Consider the following 14695-nt stretch of genomic DNA (forward strand, 5'->3'; position numbering starts at 1 on the left):
ACCTAGTGAAAAAGACTCTTAGTCAAATTCGGAGGACTTTTCTTCCTCTTCTCCTTTCTTCTCTTTCTCGCCTTTCTTCTCCTCTAGCTTTGACGCAGAGATTATGTCGTCGATCCTAAGTATCATTGATGCAGCCTCTGTCGCCACCTTGATGGCGTGATCCTTCACTGCTAGTGGCTCGAATACGCCTAGAGATATCATGTCGGCAACGCCACCATTGACAACGTCGACGCCGTAGCCCCACTTCGAGGAGTCTTCGTGGGCCGCCCTGAGGTCAGCAATTATGTCGATGGGGTCTAGACCCGCGTTTTCCGCAAGTGTCCTTGGAATGCTCTCAAGGGCATTTGCGAATGCCTCGACGGCCAGTTGTTCTTTTCCTCCTACTTCTGGAGCGTATTTCCTAAGCTCCCTGGCAAGCTCGGCCTCGATGGCTCCTCCTCCCGGCAATATGTAGGGGTTCCTGAGTACGTCTGCTACGGCATAGAGAGCATCCTTGATCGCTCTTTCTGCCTCGTCGACTGCCCTCTCGAATCCGCCCCTTACTAGTATTGTGACGCTCTTGGGGTTGGGGCATCCCTCTACGAAGACCATCTTCTCGTCTGCGACCTTCCTCTCCTCGACGAGCTCAGCTGTTCCGAGGGTCTCGGGCGAGATGTCCTCTACACGTGTAAGTATCTTCGCTCCAGTAGCACGGGCAAGCTTCTCCATATCACTCTTCTTAACACGCCTAACAGCCATAATACCGGCCTTAGCAAGATAATACTGAGCAACATCATCAATACCCTTCTGACAGAAAACAACATTAGCACCACTCTCCTTAATCTTCTCTACCATGTCCCTTAGTATCTTTTCTTCCTCCTCTAGGAACTGGTGCATCTGTTCTGGAGACGAAATCCTGATCTCGGCGTCGATCTCTGTCTTTTCAACCTCGAGCGGGGCGTCCAGCAAAGCGATCTTAGCATTGACAACTCTCTTGGGCATCGCAGGGTGAACAACTTCCTTGTCAACTACAACGCCGTATATCAGCTGTGTGTCTAGGAAAGCTCCACCCTTCTTCTTGATTATCTGGATGTTGTCCACGTCTACCCTTATTTGTCCATTTACCTGCTCAGCTACCTGTGTAACCGCCTTGACTGCAATCTCTGCGAAATAGTCTCTAAGCGTCGCTATAGCCTTGCTACGCATGGAGGTTGCAGCGACCTTCTTGAGAGTATCCATGTCTTTCAGGTCAACCTTGATTGCCTTGCTCTTGAGTATCTCCCTTGCCTTTTCAGAAGCCTTCTTGTATCCAGAAACAATGACTGTTGGGTGAATGTTCTTCTCGAGAAGCTTCTCGGCCTCCTTCAAAAGCTCGCCAGTTAGAACGACGGCAGTGGTTGTTCCGTCGCCTACCTCCTTGTCCTGGGCCTTTGCCACCTCAACCATCAGTTTCGCGATCGGGTGCTGAACGTCCATCTCGTCTAGAATAGTCGCTCCATCATTGGAAATAGTAATGTCTCCAAGAGTGTCGATGAGCATCTTGTCCATTCCCTTTGGACCAAGAGTAGTCTTGATTGTTTCAGAGATAGCTTTGGCAATCATTATGTTTAGGTGAAGCGCCTCTCTACCTGCCTGCCTAGACGTTCCTTCCTTAAGTATCAAAACCGGTACACCACCAACCTGCGCCACCGACGCCATACTACCACCTTCTAACGTTGCCATTTTTATGCGCCTTCGGACAAGAATAAATTATCGCTTCTATAAAAACTTTACTCACGAGAATGCTCCCATCTACTATTTAAAAAATGAATGAGAGTTCATATAACTAAGGCTGAGAACAAAAACACATAAACCCTGAAAGATTTATGACAACTTTCAATTCATTTTATTTCTGCCGAAAAGAGTACTACTAGAGCGACTACATGCATGGTATAGCACTTGTCCGCGCGCGGAGCAAAAACAGAGGGGGTAACCTCCACTCTGATGCAGTGGTCACCGCTGGTGCCACATATTTACCCCCTGCGTTAGACTCTAACTTTTAATTTATTCGTTCCCGGTACAGATAACATTTCAACAGAGATATCCACGGGAACTCATTCCTCACCGTCCTATATCACGATAAAATTCTCTGTTTTTACTTTTGCAAAGATTTCTGGCTTCAGGTGCGAGGAAATGTTCTTCAGATTTCACGACATGTTTATGGGTATTGTAAAGAAAAGGCTTCACGTTGCACAGATATATAACAATGTAACAGAGACATGAAGAGACACAAAGAAATATCTATTCTTTCCTTAGTTGAATTACGATGAGGAATTTTCCCATAACCGCTTTTAATGACCATCCCGAAGAGAGTATATAAATAACTCTTGTACCACACACTGAGAAGATGTTAACAAATAGGCAAAAACTGTTACTATGCGAGTTCGCGGAAAACCGCCCTCCCCACAAAAAATTTAAACCTCGACAGATATTTTTCCTTCTTGGACGTATGCAAATCATGGGGCCGTAGTCCAGCCTGGAAGGATGCCTGGCACGGTTAACGCAGGACTTGGGATCTCGAGACGAGAGCCCAGGTGGTCCGGGGTTCAAATCCCCGCGGCCCCACCACTTTTTCCTGAAAAATAGAGGCTTCTTGCTATTATCGTCAAAGAATAGGGGTTGGTGCGGGGGCCGGGATTCGAACCCGGGCAGGCCTACGCCAGCGGAGCCTAAGTCCGCCCCCTTTGTCCTAGCTCGGGCACCCCCGCCAAGCTTGTGACCAGAAATAATCTTAGTAGATAACCTTTAAGGTTTTCGCTTTGTCATGGATGTGTTATGGTCTTTCTTGGGGAAACAGTTCCTTTTCGACGTCGATGTGTTTTTCTAGGTGTTTCTTCAGCTTGGTGATTGTGTCGACTGGTGTTGGGTCTGTTTTTAGCTTGAGGGCGGTTGCGACTGAGATGAGGTCCAGCCTGAATACTAAGTCGAGCAGTTCGCATATTTTCTTGCCGCTGTACCGTGGTTCGGGTAAGAAGTTTATCGTGGGTATGTTGTTGGCCTCTAGGTGTTTTATGAGGAACTCTATTCTCGTTGTCATATAGTATTGTTCCTGGCTGCCCCTGATTATTGTCGCAAAGAACTTGTCTGAAGCTTCTTGTCTCCAGCCCATTATCTCGTTGTGGTTTGCTTCTGGGAGGTCCAGGTAGAATGCGTGGATTTTTGCGTTTTCGTTTAGCTGTGTTTTGAACCTGTAGCCTACAGAGATGTAGGGTCTATAGGAGTATATGAGGGGTGTTAGTCCTTTTTCTATGTTGCTGAAAAAGTCTTTAGCATCCTCGATTGTCTTCATGAGGGCTTCGTCTCTGGTGGCTTTCATGTTTTCTGCGCATTCTGAGAGCTGTTTGAGGAGCCCGACATCTCCGGTTATGGTTTCTGTGATTGATAAGAGGGCTGCCGCCATGTATGGGAAAGCCGCCCTTGGCTGGAAGCCTTGTGGCAGGGAGACCACTGGGACAGAGTTCTTTTCCGAATATTTCTGAAGAAGGCCTCCCGATGTTACAGAGATTATGGGGATTTTCCTTTGGAGGGCTTCTCCGAAAACCCTGAGTGTTTCTTCTGTGTTTCCAGAGTAGCTTACAGCTATCAGGAGGTAGCTACTATCTACGAACTGTGGAAGGATGGAGTCGCGGACTAGGAATATAGGAAGATTGGAGGTATCATAGAGGACGTCTTGTAAAAATAGGCCGCCGATGAATGACCCACCCATTCCACTTATCACGATGCCTTTGATGTCTCGGGGGATTTTCTCTAAGAGTTTAGGCACACGGAAATAGGCGCCCAGCGCGTGGAGCAATGAGTCGGGGAAGGTCGCAACGTTTACCAGCATGCGGGACTTGTCGACGTTGCCTGAGCCTGGAGATATCTTCTCATATAGCTCGTTGTAAATCTTAGACATGTGGATGATTGCAAGGAACATGTATAAAAAGATAAAGATTTACGTTCGGGAATTAATTATCATTTCGAGGGCCTTTTCTTCTTGAAGCTTGTGTTCAACCCATTCCTTCATATCCCTAATGGTGAGTGTACCGCTGGAGAGCTCTTTCTCGCCAATAATGATGACGAAGCGGGACCCCTTTTTCGAGGCATATTCTAGTGCCTTTGCCAGGCTCCTATCTGTGCCTTCTACTATGACTTTTAACCCTTCCCTTCTGAGCTTTTTAGCTATCTCGACGGCTTTTGCTACTGTTTCCTGTTTTTTGGCTAGGGGTATGATATACACGTCGACTTCGTTGTATGTTATCGTGGGTTTCCCTTGGAGCTTTAGAACCTCGAGAAGCCTGTCGACACCTATAGCCATGCCTGTTGCCGGCAGCTTGGGGCCGCCCAGCGTGCTTACAAGATCATCGTATCTTCCTCCACCCGCTATGCTACCAACGTCGCTAGATGTTTTTGGCTTTACCTCGAAAACGAAGCCCGTGTAGTATCCTAGCCCTCTTACAATCGAGTAATCAACTTTTACGTTGACGCCGTAGACACTTTTCAGGAGATCGACAACCCTACTTAGGTGGTCTAGCCCTTGTTTGCCTTCAGGGGTACTGAGCTCTATGTCGAGTCTCGACTCTTTTAGCTTGATGAGCATTTGGCTTGACTTTTCCCTGGCGACACCTATCTTTTCGAACTCATCTATGATGTAGGACTCTCCAAATTTGTCTAGCTTGTCCAGTATCCTGAGCGCGTCGGGTAGTCTTTCTTGTGCTACACTATTTGACAATAAAATGTCTTCGACAACCCTACGATCATTGACGCTTATCTCAAACTCTTGGACACCGCTCTCCGTCAGGGCGTCGTACGTCACTGCAACAACTTCGGCGTCACCTTCCGGCCCAGCCACCCCGAAAAGCTCTATCCCAGCTTGCCAAAACTCTCTTAGTCTGCCCCTCTGTGGCTCCTCATAGCGCCAGACAGGCTGAATATAGTAGAAACGTATAGGCTTCGCCAGGTCTGGCTTTGATGCAACTATCCTCGCTATAGGCGTAGTCATCTCGAATCTTAGTCCCAGCTCTCTGCCAGCCTTATCCTTGAAATAGTAGATTTGATTTACTACTTCCTCCCCCGCCTTCGCCTTTAAGAGTTCTAGGTACTCAAATGCCGGCGTAATTATCTCGCCATAGCCATAGCTCTCAAAAACCTTCCTTATCTTTTCTGACACCAGCCTTTTTACGTAAGCCTCCTCTGGAAGCCAGTCCCTGGTACCCCTCGGCGACTGAAGTAACATACCCCCCACTTAAACAGCTACAAAACAATTCTTCCTACATATATATTATCCTTGTTTCGCAGGATCCTGACCTTGACCTTTCTTCCTATAGGCGGCTCGCCCAGTACACCAACAATGCTTACAACCCTATCACGGGCAACCCCGAGCCACTGCCCCCTAAGCCATCCCCAATAAACAACTTCGACACTTGTCCTTTCGCCTACCTGGAAAGCTATTGGAAACTGTTTGGCCTTCCTAATGCCGAAGTCCCTCGGCGATAACTTTAGGCGAACCCCGAACTGTTCTTCCCACTTAGATAGCTCCCTATAGAACTCGCTCCAACTCAAAGGCTTGACCCCGGGCGGGCGCCTACCATACTTGTGGGCTTCATATTTTTGTACCCCAAGCGGCGGAACTCTCTTCCCCGCGCCAATCCTTAGTGCCCATTCAATTATCTTTGGTATTTCATGGTCATTTATGCCTGGCACCCATACGGGGGCAACTAGCAGATCGATCTTCGTAGATGAAGCAATATATTCTGCAACATCCACTATTCTCTTCACATCGAGCCATGGTGTATCAGAGAGCCGTTTTGCGAGTTCTGGGTCTAGCGAATCTACAGAGAGATTGATTCTGTCGAGGCCAGCCTCGTCAAGCTGGTCAACCAGTCGCCTGTTTAGAAGGGCACCATGGGTCTCAATTGCGATTGTCTCTGCTAAACCCGACTCTCTCAAAAGTCTTACAAGCTTAACGATGTCCCTGTACGTCAATGGATCCCCTACCGCATCGATATATGCGTGTGCTTTTTCAAGCTCCTTTACCCTTGTAACATGTTTAAACCACTCTACTAGGTACTCTGCGTCCACCACGAACTCTGTTTGCCTATTAGTTGATTTTGGACCTGCATTTACGCTACAAAAAATACAGGAAAGTGGACAAAAAGAAGAGGGTCTGACTTGCAGAAGATTTGTTCCTCTGTCGACTATTCCAAAAGCTATGTGTCCGATAAGAGGGATCCCAGAAGATATTTCATGGAAGTATCTGGCCATATAGTTTCCCGCCTTGACTACTCATCCAAATAAGTCGAACTCTTCTCTTTCTTCTTCCTCTTTTTCTTTCTTCTTCTTAAACATCTCTTTGAATTTCTGGAGTAGCCCCTCTTCTTCTCCCTCTTCTTCAAAATACTCTGCCTCTTCAAACATAGATTTGAGGGTCTTGATATGAGACAAACGCCTAAACACGAAGAACCCTATAGCCAGGGACAAAGCCAAAAAAACTGCGATGGAGACTGTTTGGTAGAGACCCAGCCTTAAGAATCCAATATCGAGAAAAACGTCGAGAAAAATGTCTATATTGGGTTCTCCCTCGTATACATTTTTCTTGAAGACAAGCCCCCCATAGCTAACAATTATAGTTATGTTGCTTCCGAGGGGGATAGGTATATTTCTGAGTACACCTGTCCCAGCAGCATCAGTAACAGTTGAACTTACAAACGAGTTTCTACCAGAAACAACCGTTATTGTAACGTTTGCCCCAGGCAAAGCCTTGTCGAACCACCCGTGAACCTTTACTGTGAAGGTTTTAACCCTGGCTGTGACATTTATAGAGCCTTCTTCAACTTGTCTGGGGAGAAGCTGTATCGATGCTACCTCTAGCCCTTGACACTTTATCTTTAGCTGGGCGCTGTCCTGTGGTATGTATCTGAACAGTGCCTGTCCACTACTAATCTGTTGGACATAAGAGAGATGCCCTACAGTCAGGTTTGCCACGCAACCATATAGAGGCTTCCCGTCAAGGTCTTGGGCATTAAGCTGGACATCAAAGACTGGAACAAGGAGGTTCATTTTTCCTTGAACTATGCCATCAAAATTATATGTCCATTTGTATCCAGAGTATTCCACTGTAGCTGTGAAAATGCCATTTGATGGCAAGAACCCAAGAAGCTCATTAACTGTCGGGGCTGGGCTAGAGGTTTTCAGATATTTTATAACGACGGGACCGCCACCCCCCTGGTAGAGCACAGTTATAGACATGTTTGCAGGAAGCATAGAGGCGCCTTTGGGCGCCACATACAGGTAGGAATTCCTAAAATTTGTCTGGATGTCTACTTGCTGAGAGTTGATCGCGAATTCATAGCTGAAGACATCGTTCAAAATGCTACTTTTTATCTTTAAGATGTAGCGGCCGAAATCCTGCCTAAAACCATAGTTGATGATAAAAGTGCCTTCCCGTGATGGAGCAACTTGGATAACCTCGTTGAATGGGGTTACAAGTGTAAAGGAGAGATCCTGTGAATATAGGGGCTCATAGTCGATACTTGTTACCTTTACGACTACGTTCGCATATATAGGGAGAACCACCTCCACGTTTCTCTGTTGCGCATCCACCTTGACGTCCTGCTCCAAAATTTTCCTACTCCCATATTTCGCTTCCAGTTTCAAAGTGTCTAGCGGGGGCTGATTTATCACCAGTTTATCTGATCTAAGGAGTGAAAGATTACCTAGAATCTTGCCCTTGTAAAGCACATTAACAGTTGCATTGAGCCCAATGGGCGACAGGCCATTCAATGTCTTGAATAGAAGCGTTACCTGGCTTATTACTGGTAAAACCTTCTCTAGCCTAGAAGATGAAGGGGTTACCGAGAATTTGTCATTTATCTCTACTTTTGTCGTTAGCCCAGTAAAAATAAGATAGTAGTCAAACGTTCCAAAGGGTAGATATACAGTGGGCTTATCCCAGCTGAACGAGACCTTACAGTTTCCCACAGTAAAGTAGCCACTATAATTGGTCAATGGAAATGGGGGACTGTCACTAGTATATACCCCGACAGTGATGCTTGTAATATTTACTCGGAGAATAAGCTCGCCGCTAGTCACGTTTGTAGGACGGTTATACACCAAGACATCACAATACTTCACGGAGACATTGTATACGCCGTAGCCCGTCAGGTTCGCGACAAAGTCTATGCCTCTCTTCGATATGCTTACATTCCCATAGCTAAAAGTGGTAACTATAAGCTGTGGATTCAGTATGTCAAGCCGAAACTTGTTGCCATTAAAATCCAAGACGTGAACCGTTATGTTGACATATGTTATGTTTCCTGCCAGCTTGTCTGGAAAATTTCCCCTAGGAACATATACACGTGCAGATATAGAATACATGCTGAGCAATACAAAAACGACGAGACAGACTTTTGGCATCAGTGAAACTTTTGTTTTCACAGCAAGATGTAGAAGTCCATTTCTAGGTATAAATTAATAGCGTAAGGTAACAGGCGCTTTCAGCGCACCCGCTAGGACAAGGATAGAACATCGACTTTTGCAAAGACTTTTATATACATGGTTTACATGGGTTTTAGAGAATACAGGCACGGTGAATACATATGGCTGTTGACCAATCTGCTTTGGCAAAATACCAGCAAACCCTAGATGAACTAAGAGGAGTCTCCCTCACACTCCAACAGTACAAGGCTAGACTCCTCGAGATCGAGAAGACCCTCAAAACCCTTGAACAATCGCAGTCACAATTTGTATACAAGGCTATGGGAAGCCTGCTTATCCAGACCCCTAAAGATGAAGTAGTAAAGGAGCTGAGTTCCGAGAAAGAGTTGCTTCAACTTAGGATAGACGAGTTTTCCAAGCGTGAAAAACTTCTCCGAGAAAGGCTTGCCTCTCTTGAGAAGCAGCTAAGATCGCCTGCAACGACTGGAGGAGCAGGATAATGGCTAGTCGTGAAACAAAGGCCCAAGTAAAAGATCCAAAGCTCTCTGAGTTGGAGGAAATATCTCTAAAAATGTTGGAGAGTATTTTGACAGAGATCTACGGCATGTTTCCCGAAGACGAAAGCCTCGAAGTCACACTTAAGGTAGAGATAGACGAGGACTGGCCTTACCAGTTTGTAGTAAACGGAGAGGTCAGTTCAAGAATTCTGGACAAGAAAACGCTGGAAAGTACGCTCAACAAGGTAATAGACAAATACGTTAGCCTTGCAGAAGAAGAACTACGCAAAAAGGGAGTAAAAAGCATATAAAAATGGATAAGAATGTCTCTGAAAGACCAGCTGGCAAAGCTTGAAAAGATTCTCGTAAATGTCAACGGAGAAGTCACTGTAACCTCTCATACCAACTGTGACCCCGACGGGGTCGCATGTAGCTTTCTAGTAGCCGAGCTAATTAGGAAAATAGGTGTCTCCGCAAAAGTCTGTTTTCCAGAGGGGGTAAGCAAAGTCACAAAAAGAACGCTGGATAAAGTTGGGATCAATTGGGAGAAAGAGTGCCCTGCAGAGTCTAAAACGTTCGTTCTCTGCGACTTCTCTAACCCCCTCCTCTTACAGCATCTCCGGAACAGGCTCCTGCAACCAGAGTCCCAGCTGATAATCATTGACCACCACTTTCCCCCTGGGCTACTTGTGGAAAAAGCTGTTTTGACATTCCTTGAAAATGAGCCTGCAAGTACTATTATAGCTACAAAGCTATTGATGGAGCGCAAAGCCAAGATATCTGGTCCGTTGGCGTCCCTGGCAATAGCTGGGATCCTCTTCGACACGAAGAGACTCCAGTATGCCACGATTGGAACCTTCAAGGCGCTTTCATGGCTCCTCAGCATGAACGGCGACTACAAGCTAGCCTACGATTCCATCTCTGAAGAAGTCGTCGACAGGTCAGAAAAAATTGCTCGACTAAAGGGGCTTCTCAGAAGCTCTGTTATCGATGTCTGTGGATACATTGTGGCATATACTGAAGTCAGCGCAAATGAGGCAAGCGTCTCCAGGCTACTGATCAGTGCAGGCGCAGACATTGCTATTGCTGTGGGCGGAAAAAAAGAGCTCAGGGCAAGCATGAGGGTATCTGATGAGCTTCAAAGGATTGGAGTTGACGCTGGAGAAATTGCGAGAATCATAGCTGAAAAAATTGGCGGAGAGGGGGGTGGCCATAAAGGCGCTGCAGGCATAAACAAAGCTACAATAGAAAAAGGCGAAAAACAGTTAATACTCAGTGAAACATTGAACTATGTTTCTAGAAAACTATGCAGTAAAACCTAGGAAAACTACGCAACTATCTTTTCTGGAGCGGCTACTGGTATCTCATAGGTTGGCGTTAAGACCTTCAGCTTGTAGACCTCCACCTTCTTTATTGGATAAATCTTCTTGGCCTGCATCTGTATATCCGTGGCTATTGTTCCCAGGACAACCTGCTGAACAAACGTTGCAAAGTCAAGCTGAGAGGCTCTTTCCTCAATAATCTGGAACATTATTTTGCGTATAGCCTTCTTCTGTGAGGTCTTTATCCTTGAAAGCGTAACAGCCATAGTCATCACGCGTAGTTTGATCCCGTCCTTCGTCTGGACATCCATAATGGCGTCTACCCTGCTCGTGCCCCTGCGTACAAGGCTCCTAATGTAGTCCCTCGTGATTTCCATCTGCTTGAGCTGTGTTAATGCGATTCCATCGTCTACCTTGACGATTTGGAACTTTAGCTTTATGTGGAGCTGGGAAACGTCCTTAGTTATATCATAGAAGCTGACCTCGATTGTCCTCCCGAGAGCCTTTTCTGGCTCATCCGCTGGTATAAGTCCTAGATTAGCAAACCCGAAGTACTTTGGCGCTAGGACTCTGATCCATTTCTTCATTGACCATTTGTCCTTTGTCCTTGGCTTCGCGCTACTCATAACACTATCCTTTCGAAGACAACTAACACATCTTTATTAGTTTTTTGCTAATGCACGCTTTGTAATCTAGTTCAGAAAGAGTCTAGGTGATACTGGTAACTCGGCTTAATCTTGTCTTCTCTCCCCTCCTTAACCGCCCTAACTATTTCCTCAAGGTTCCTGGTACGGTACAGCTCGAGAACCCAGGATCTACGCCTATATGCTGACTTTTCCCGTGGATTTGTCACGTCTATGATCTCGTAGATTTTTGCGGTTTTCCCGGGAAGATAGCCCAGAACCCTCCCTATACGTTGAATCATCTGCCTGCCTTCGCCTGTCCCCTCGTATATAACGGCTACGTCCGCGTCTGGAACAGTTATTCCCTCGTCAAGGACAGTAGTAGTTACGATTATGTTTGATCTTCCATCGACAAAATTCCTGAAGGAATTTTCCCTCTTTGCTTCCGGAGTCTCGCCTGTTATAAGTTCAGCCTTGTAGCCTTTTTGTCTCAGCACTTCGAAAAGTTCGTTCGCTGTCTGGAGATACTGTGTAAAGATGATGATTTTCCCATTTTTGTGTCTCTCCAGCAAATCTAAAAGCTTTTTTATTTTCTCCTTTGGCCCCTCTACAAAAAATGCGTCCATAACCTCGATTGGCGCCACTACCTTTAAAGATACAAGATCCTCATAGGTGAGCTTGTACAGCAGTTCTCCGCAAAGCTCGAAGAGAAGAGCCTCGTTTCTGTCCCTACGCTCAGGAGTCGCGGACAGTGCAAGCCTATACAGCGCATCTATTTGTAGGGCGACCTGTTTAAACGTCGATGCTGGAACGTGGTGCGCCTCGTCAAATATGGCCAGCTCAAAACGTGACCTTAACGAATCAATATACTTAGTAGCACTTGCATATGTCGCCACAGTTATATCCCGGATCTTTTGCTCGCCAGCACCAAGCACGCCAATAAAGCTACGCGGAATACCCAGATACTTTTCAAAATAGGTTATCCACGTCTCCAACAGCTCTTTCGTAGTAACAAAGACAATAGTTGGGAGACGCAGATCATGGATTGCCTGTAGAGCAATGAAAGACTTTCCACCCCTAGTAAAAATGGCTACAGTGCCTCTACGCTTCCTAGACCAAAGCCTGTAGACCTCTTCCTGATGCGGCAAGAGAGAGAAATTACGTTGCATATTGATCGAGATAGGGGACCTTTCCTCGAAAACCCTTGTCACCGAAAAGCCAATATCATGGAAAAACTTCTCAAATTTGTCGAGAAGAGCAACAGGGGTAAAGAACTCTTTCTTGTGCCAGTCTACCCGGACAACCCTTATTCTCCTCTCTACAAGCTCTGTGCCCTCAAACTCGCCCTCACCGCTTAAAACAGCTTTCTCAATATAATATTTAAGCGTGCCAAGCTCGGAAACCTTGGAAAAAAGCAACTTGTCCAAATAGCTAAGCTTCCAGACAAGTTCACCATTTTCCCTTCTAACCTCCACCTTTAAAAGACCCCTGTCAAAATCCACCTCTAAGCCGTACTTCTCACGGAGAAGCTCCACCACCTTTTGGACAAACATCACAGACTTCAGCCTTAGACTCCCGCCATCAAATACCACGGCCTCTCCTAGCTCACTGTCACCCGCTAGCTTGTCTAACAGGCTTCCAGGAATACCCAGAAGCCTCAAGTCAGGACCAATCCTAGCCTTCTGTTTAAAGTCATCCAACATGGACAATACAAGGGACACTTCCCTATCCCCAAGAGTAGATAGTCTTTTAAGCCTAGCCAGAATTCTTGCCACTTCTCCCTTATCCTTTCTCTCCAGTTTTTCAGGAGAAATAGACCAGCTTTTTTCCTCTGGGTTATAATTGGCAATTTCCCTTGCCAGCCTCAAAAATTCCTGGAACTCCTCCTCGGACAACCCCCTCCTCTTAAAAAAGGAAATATTGGGCGCAGTCAGCCCCCCATAGTTAGTCGTCATTTTTGTCTGAGATCACCTCCCTCATCATCTAACTTCTCCATAGACATTTAACGTTAAAAAGCCTTCGCAACTCCTCATAAAAATTTATCCGAAATTTTTCTCCGCAGAAGCGAATTTTTCTCTGCAAGCTCCCTCACAGCCTTCTCTACCGGATAACTTGGGTCAAATTTTCCATGCACAATAAAGCCGCTTTTACCCTCCCTCAACCTTTTTAGGCGGAAATGCTTCCTCTCAAGCACCGTCGCAAGAGAAACGCCAAGCCTCCTGGCAACCTCTTCTTCCCGTCCAACAATATACCACTCGATGTGGCCCTCCCTCGTCGGCTGGATAAATTGAAGAAACTTGTTAACCCCGGGAACCCTCTGACCCCTCCGTATATCTGCTAGAAACACCCTACCAGCATATAGAGGAAACTCTTTCTCGGCTGGCGTTAAAGGGCTCAAAGGAACTGTAATCTTTACATTGAATTCTAGCTGGAAAACAAGCTTCACAGCCGTAGATGGACTCGCCCAAATAACCTCGTACCATAACAGCTCCAGTCTACAAATGTCCATCCTAGTCAGTACAATGGAGGGGGCCACTTCTTCCTCAAAGAATATATCTATGTCGCTATCCTTGTGAACATCGCCCCTAGCCACACTTCCAACCACACATGGCTCCGGTCGCAGAGCCTCAAGACATGTCAAGACCTCCACTGCTCTCCTACGCAACGCATTGAGGATTTCCCAATGCTCCTCGCTATAAATCACATATCTCTCGCTATTTCCCCTTCTCTGCCACACCCTTCTCAGCTCCCCTAATCTGACGTGAAAGCTGTATAACCTGCAACAATGTTATCAGGGCCCGACCAATCTCCGTCAGCTCTTCAAAGGTCTCAGAAGTCGACAATGACATGATCAGAGAATTAATCTTCTGTACTGCGGCCTGCTCTAGGCTTGACAGCACCATGTCAGCCTTGACCCGGCTCTCCTCTTCGTCGCTAGACACGATAACAAATCTTTGTCCACACTTGGGACAGACAACTTCCCCAGACTTCAGCTTGAAAAGTGGAACCTTGCAAGTAGGACACATCATATCCAGCATTGTTGCTCCAGACTTTAACAGAGAAGCCATCTTCGATAGTAACTCTTTTTCATCCTTCGCCATGACCATGCGCCAAGATATTTAGGCAACAAGGCTATAAAATAAGTGGTGATGAAATGGAGGACATAACAATCTATGGAAAAATCATAGATGAATACGAAACAGAGTGCCCCATATGTATTGTGGGCAGAATGCACGTAAGAGAAGTTGAATACGAGCTACCTCACATCGGAAAAGCATTGATAATCTCGAAAAAATGTACACGCTGTGGCTACAAGAAAAACGACATAATACCACTCAACATAAAGAAACACCAGCGGATATACATAAGAATAGAGAAAAACCAAGACCTCTACACAAAGATCCTAAGATCCCCAACAGCAACAATTTACATACCAGAACTAGGCCTCGAACTCAGGCCAGGAATAGATGCCGAAATGTTCATAACAAACATAGAAGGCATTTTACATCTCTTTATCGATGCACTCAAAAGAATAGAAATACTCGCACAGATCGACACCTCCCAGGCACAAGAAAAAATAGCACAGGCACTAGACCCAGGCACGTCCTACACAGTAATCATAGACGATCCACAAGGAACAAGCACAGTCCTAGACAGGCCAAACAGCGCCACACAGATAACCATTGAATATGTAGAATAACCCGCCGAATGGCGGGCCCGCCGGGAATCGAACCCGGGACCTGCGGCTTAGGAGGCCGCCGCGCTTCCTGACTGCGCTACGGGCCCATTGATTATCTTTCTACAAGTCTTAGAGATACTA

Annotated in this window: 13 protein-coding genes and 3 tRNA genes; 5 read left to right on the top strand and 11 right to left on the bottom strand. The window is 46.2% G+C overall.

The features are described 5' to 3' along the window. Positions 1–18: 18 nt before the first annotated feature. Positions 19–1677: a thermosome subunit beta gene (gene thsB, locus QXT17_RS01635; RefSeq protein WP_148682064.1), complete on the bottom strand. Its 1659-nt coding sequence runs from the start codon at positions 1675–1677 to the stop codon at positions 19–21. Positions 1678–2478: 801 nt separating this feature from the next. Between thsB and QXT17_RS01640 the strand changes: the two genes are divergently transcribed. After that, positions 2479–2586, top strand: a tRNA-Pro gene (locus QXT17_RS01640). A gap of 52 nt (positions 2587–2638) precedes the next feature. Here the strand turns inward: QXT17_RS01640 and QXT17_RS01645 are convergent. From QXT17_RS01645 to QXT17_RS01665, 5 genes are all read right to left on the bottom strand, one after another. Next, positions 2639–2726: transfer RNA gene (locus QXT17_RS01645), tRNA-Leu, on the bottom strand. Between the two features lie 65 nt (positions 2727–2791). Continuing rightward, positions 2792–3913, bottom strand: a complete 1122-nt coding sequence (locus tag QXT17_RS01650; RefSeq protein ID WP_187147069.1) for a bifunctional phosphoglucose/phosphomannose isomerase — start codon at positions 3911–3913, stop codon at positions 2792–2794. A 39-nt stretch (positions 3914–3952) separates the two neighbouring features. Next, positions 3953–5233, bottom strand: a complete 1281-nt coding sequence (gene hisS, locus QXT17_RS01655; RefSeq protein WP_052885519.1) for a histidine--tRNA ligase — start codon at positions 5231–5233, stop codon at positions 3953–3955. 17 nt (positions 5234–5250) lie between these two features. Next, a complete protein-coding gene (locus QXT17_RS01660; protein ID WP_020962579.1) occupies positions 5251–6261 on the bottom strand; it encodes a radical SAM protein in 1011 nt (336 codons plus the stop codon). 21 nt (positions 6262–6282) lie between these two features. Then, positions 6283–8433 carry a hypothetical protein gene (locus QXT17_RS01665; RefSeq protein ID WP_342783306.1) on the bottom strand — a complete coding sequence of 717 codons (2151 nt, stop codon included), beginning with the start codon at positions 8431–8433 and terminating at the stop codon, positions 6283–6285. Positions 8434–8594: 161 nt separating this feature from the next. On the opposite strand from QXT17_RS01665, the gene QXT17_RS01670 reads away from it, so the two are divergent. Genes QXT17_RS01670 through QXT17_RS01680 form a run of 3 tightly spaced genes read left to right on the top strand, consistent with a single transcriptional unit; the run spans position 8595 to position 10252 of the window. Further along, positions 8595–8933 (top strand): prefoldin subunit, encoded by a 339-nt coding sequence (locus QXT17_RS01670; RefSeq protein ID WP_052887290.1) that lies wholly within the window; start codon positions 8595–8597, stop codon positions 8931–8933. Continuing rightward, positions 8933–9241 (top strand): hypothetical protein, encoded by a 309-nt coding sequence (locus QXT17_RS01675; RefSeq protein WP_020962576.1) that lies wholly within the window; start codon positions 8933–8935, stop codon positions 9239–9241. The genes QXT17_RS01670 and QXT17_RS01675 overlap by 1 nt, the downstream gene beginning before the upstream one ends. A gap of 12 nt (positions 9242–9253) precedes the next feature. Then, complete coding sequence (locus tag QXT17_RS01680) at positions 9254–10252, top strand: bifunctional oligoribonuclease/PAP phosphatase NrnA (protein ID WP_052887289.1); 999 nt, start codon at positions 9254–9256, stop codon at positions 10250–10252. Positions 10253–10257: 5 nt separating this feature from the next. On the opposite strand, the gene QXT17_RS01685 is transcribed toward QXT17_RS01680, so the two are convergent. From QXT17_RS01685 to QXT17_RS01700, 4 genes are all read right to left on the bottom strand, one after another. Further along, positions 10258–10878 carry a 30S ribosomal protein S3ae gene (locus tag QXT17_RS01685; RefSeq protein WP_052887288.1) on the bottom strand — a complete coding sequence of 207 codons (621 nt, stop codon included), beginning with the start codon at positions 10876–10878 and terminating at the stop codon, positions 10258–10260. A 71-nt stretch (positions 10879–10949) separates the two neighbouring features. After that, on the bottom strand, positions 10950–12830 hold the full coding sequence (locus QXT17_RS01690; RefSeq protein WP_148684736.1) for a DEAD/DEAH box helicase: 1881 nt from the start codon (positions 12828–12830) through the stop codon (positions 10950–10952). Positions 12831–12904: 74 nt separating this feature from the next. Next, a complete protein-coding gene (locus QXT17_RS01695) occupies positions 12905–13612 on the bottom strand; it encodes a nucleotidyltransferase domain-containing protein (protein ID WP_020962572.1) in 708 nt (235 codons plus the stop codon). After that, a complete protein-coding gene (locus QXT17_RS01700; protein ID WP_187148158.1) occupies positions 13590–13976 on the bottom strand; it encodes an Sjogren's syndrome/scleroderma autoantigen 1 family protein in 387 nt (128 codons plus the stop codon). Before QXT17_RS01700 ends, QXT17_RS01695 begins: the two co-directional genes overlap by 23 nt. 53 nt (positions 13977–14029) lie before the next feature. On the opposite strand from QXT17_RS01700, the gene QXT17_RS01705 reads away from it, so the two are divergent. Then, on the top strand, positions 14030–14575 hold the full coding sequence (locus QXT17_RS01705) for a ZPR1 zinc finger domain-containing protein (RefSeq protein WP_052887285.1): 546 nt from the start codon (positions 14030–14032) through the stop codon (positions 14573–14575). 9 nt (positions 14576–14584) lie between these two features. Here QXT17_RS01705 and QXT17_RS01710 read toward each other — a convergent pair. Continuing rightward, positions 14585–14661: transfer RNA gene (locus QXT17_RS01710), tRNA-Arg, on the bottom strand. Positions 14662–14695 lie beyond the last annotated feature (34 nt).

The organism is Thermofilum sp. (assembly GCF_038871435.1).
Lineage (GTDB): Archaea > Thermoproteota > Thermoprotei > Thermofilales > Thermofilaceae > Thermofilum > Thermofilum adornatum.

Bases quoted from the DNA above. Each gene is read 5' to 3' on its own strand.
- thsB (WP_148682064.1), bottom strand. From the start codon at position 1,677: ATGGCGTCGGTGGCGCAGGTTGGTGGTGTACCGGTTTTGATACTTAAG.
- QXT17_RS01650 (WP_187147069.1), bottom strand. From the start codon at position 3,913: ATGTCTAAGATTTACAACGAGCTATATGAGAAGATATCTCCAGGCTCA.
- hisS (WP_052885519.1), bottom strand. From the start codon at position 5,233: ATGTTACTTCAGTCGCCGAGGGGTACCAGGGACTGGCTTCCAGAGGAG.
- QXT17_RS01660 (WP_020962579.1), bottom strand. From the start codon at position 6,261: ATGGCCAGATACTTCCATGAAATATCTTCTGGGATCCCTCTTATCGGA.
- QXT17_RS01670 (WP_052887290.1), top strand. From the start codon at position 8,595: ATGGCTGTTGACCAATCTGCTTTGGCAAAATACCAGCAAACCCTAGAT.
- QXT17_RS01675 (WP_020962576.1), top strand. From the start codon at position 8,933: ATGGCTAGTCGTGAAACAAAGGCCCAAGTAAAAGATCCAAAGCTCTCT.
- QXT17_RS01680 (WP_052887289.1), top strand. From the start codon at position 9,254: ATGTCTCTGAAAGACCAGCTGGCAAAGCTTGAAAAGATTCTCGTAAAT.
- QXT17_RS01685 (WP_052887288.1), bottom strand. From the start codon at position 10,878: ATGAGTAGCGCGAAGCCAAGGACAAAGGACAAATGGTCAATGAAGAAA.
- QXT17_RS01690 (WP_148684736.1), bottom strand. From the start codon at position 12,830: ATGACGACTAACTATGGGGGGCTGACTGCGCCCAATATTTCCTTTTTT.
- QXT17_RS01700 (WP_187148158.1), bottom strand. From the start codon at position 13,976: ATGGCGAAGGATGAAAAAGAGTTACTATCGAAGATGGCTTCTCTGTTA.
- QXT17_RS01705 (WP_052887285.1), top strand. From the start codon at position 14,030: ATGGAGGACATAACAATCTATGGAAAAATCATAGATGAATACGAAACA.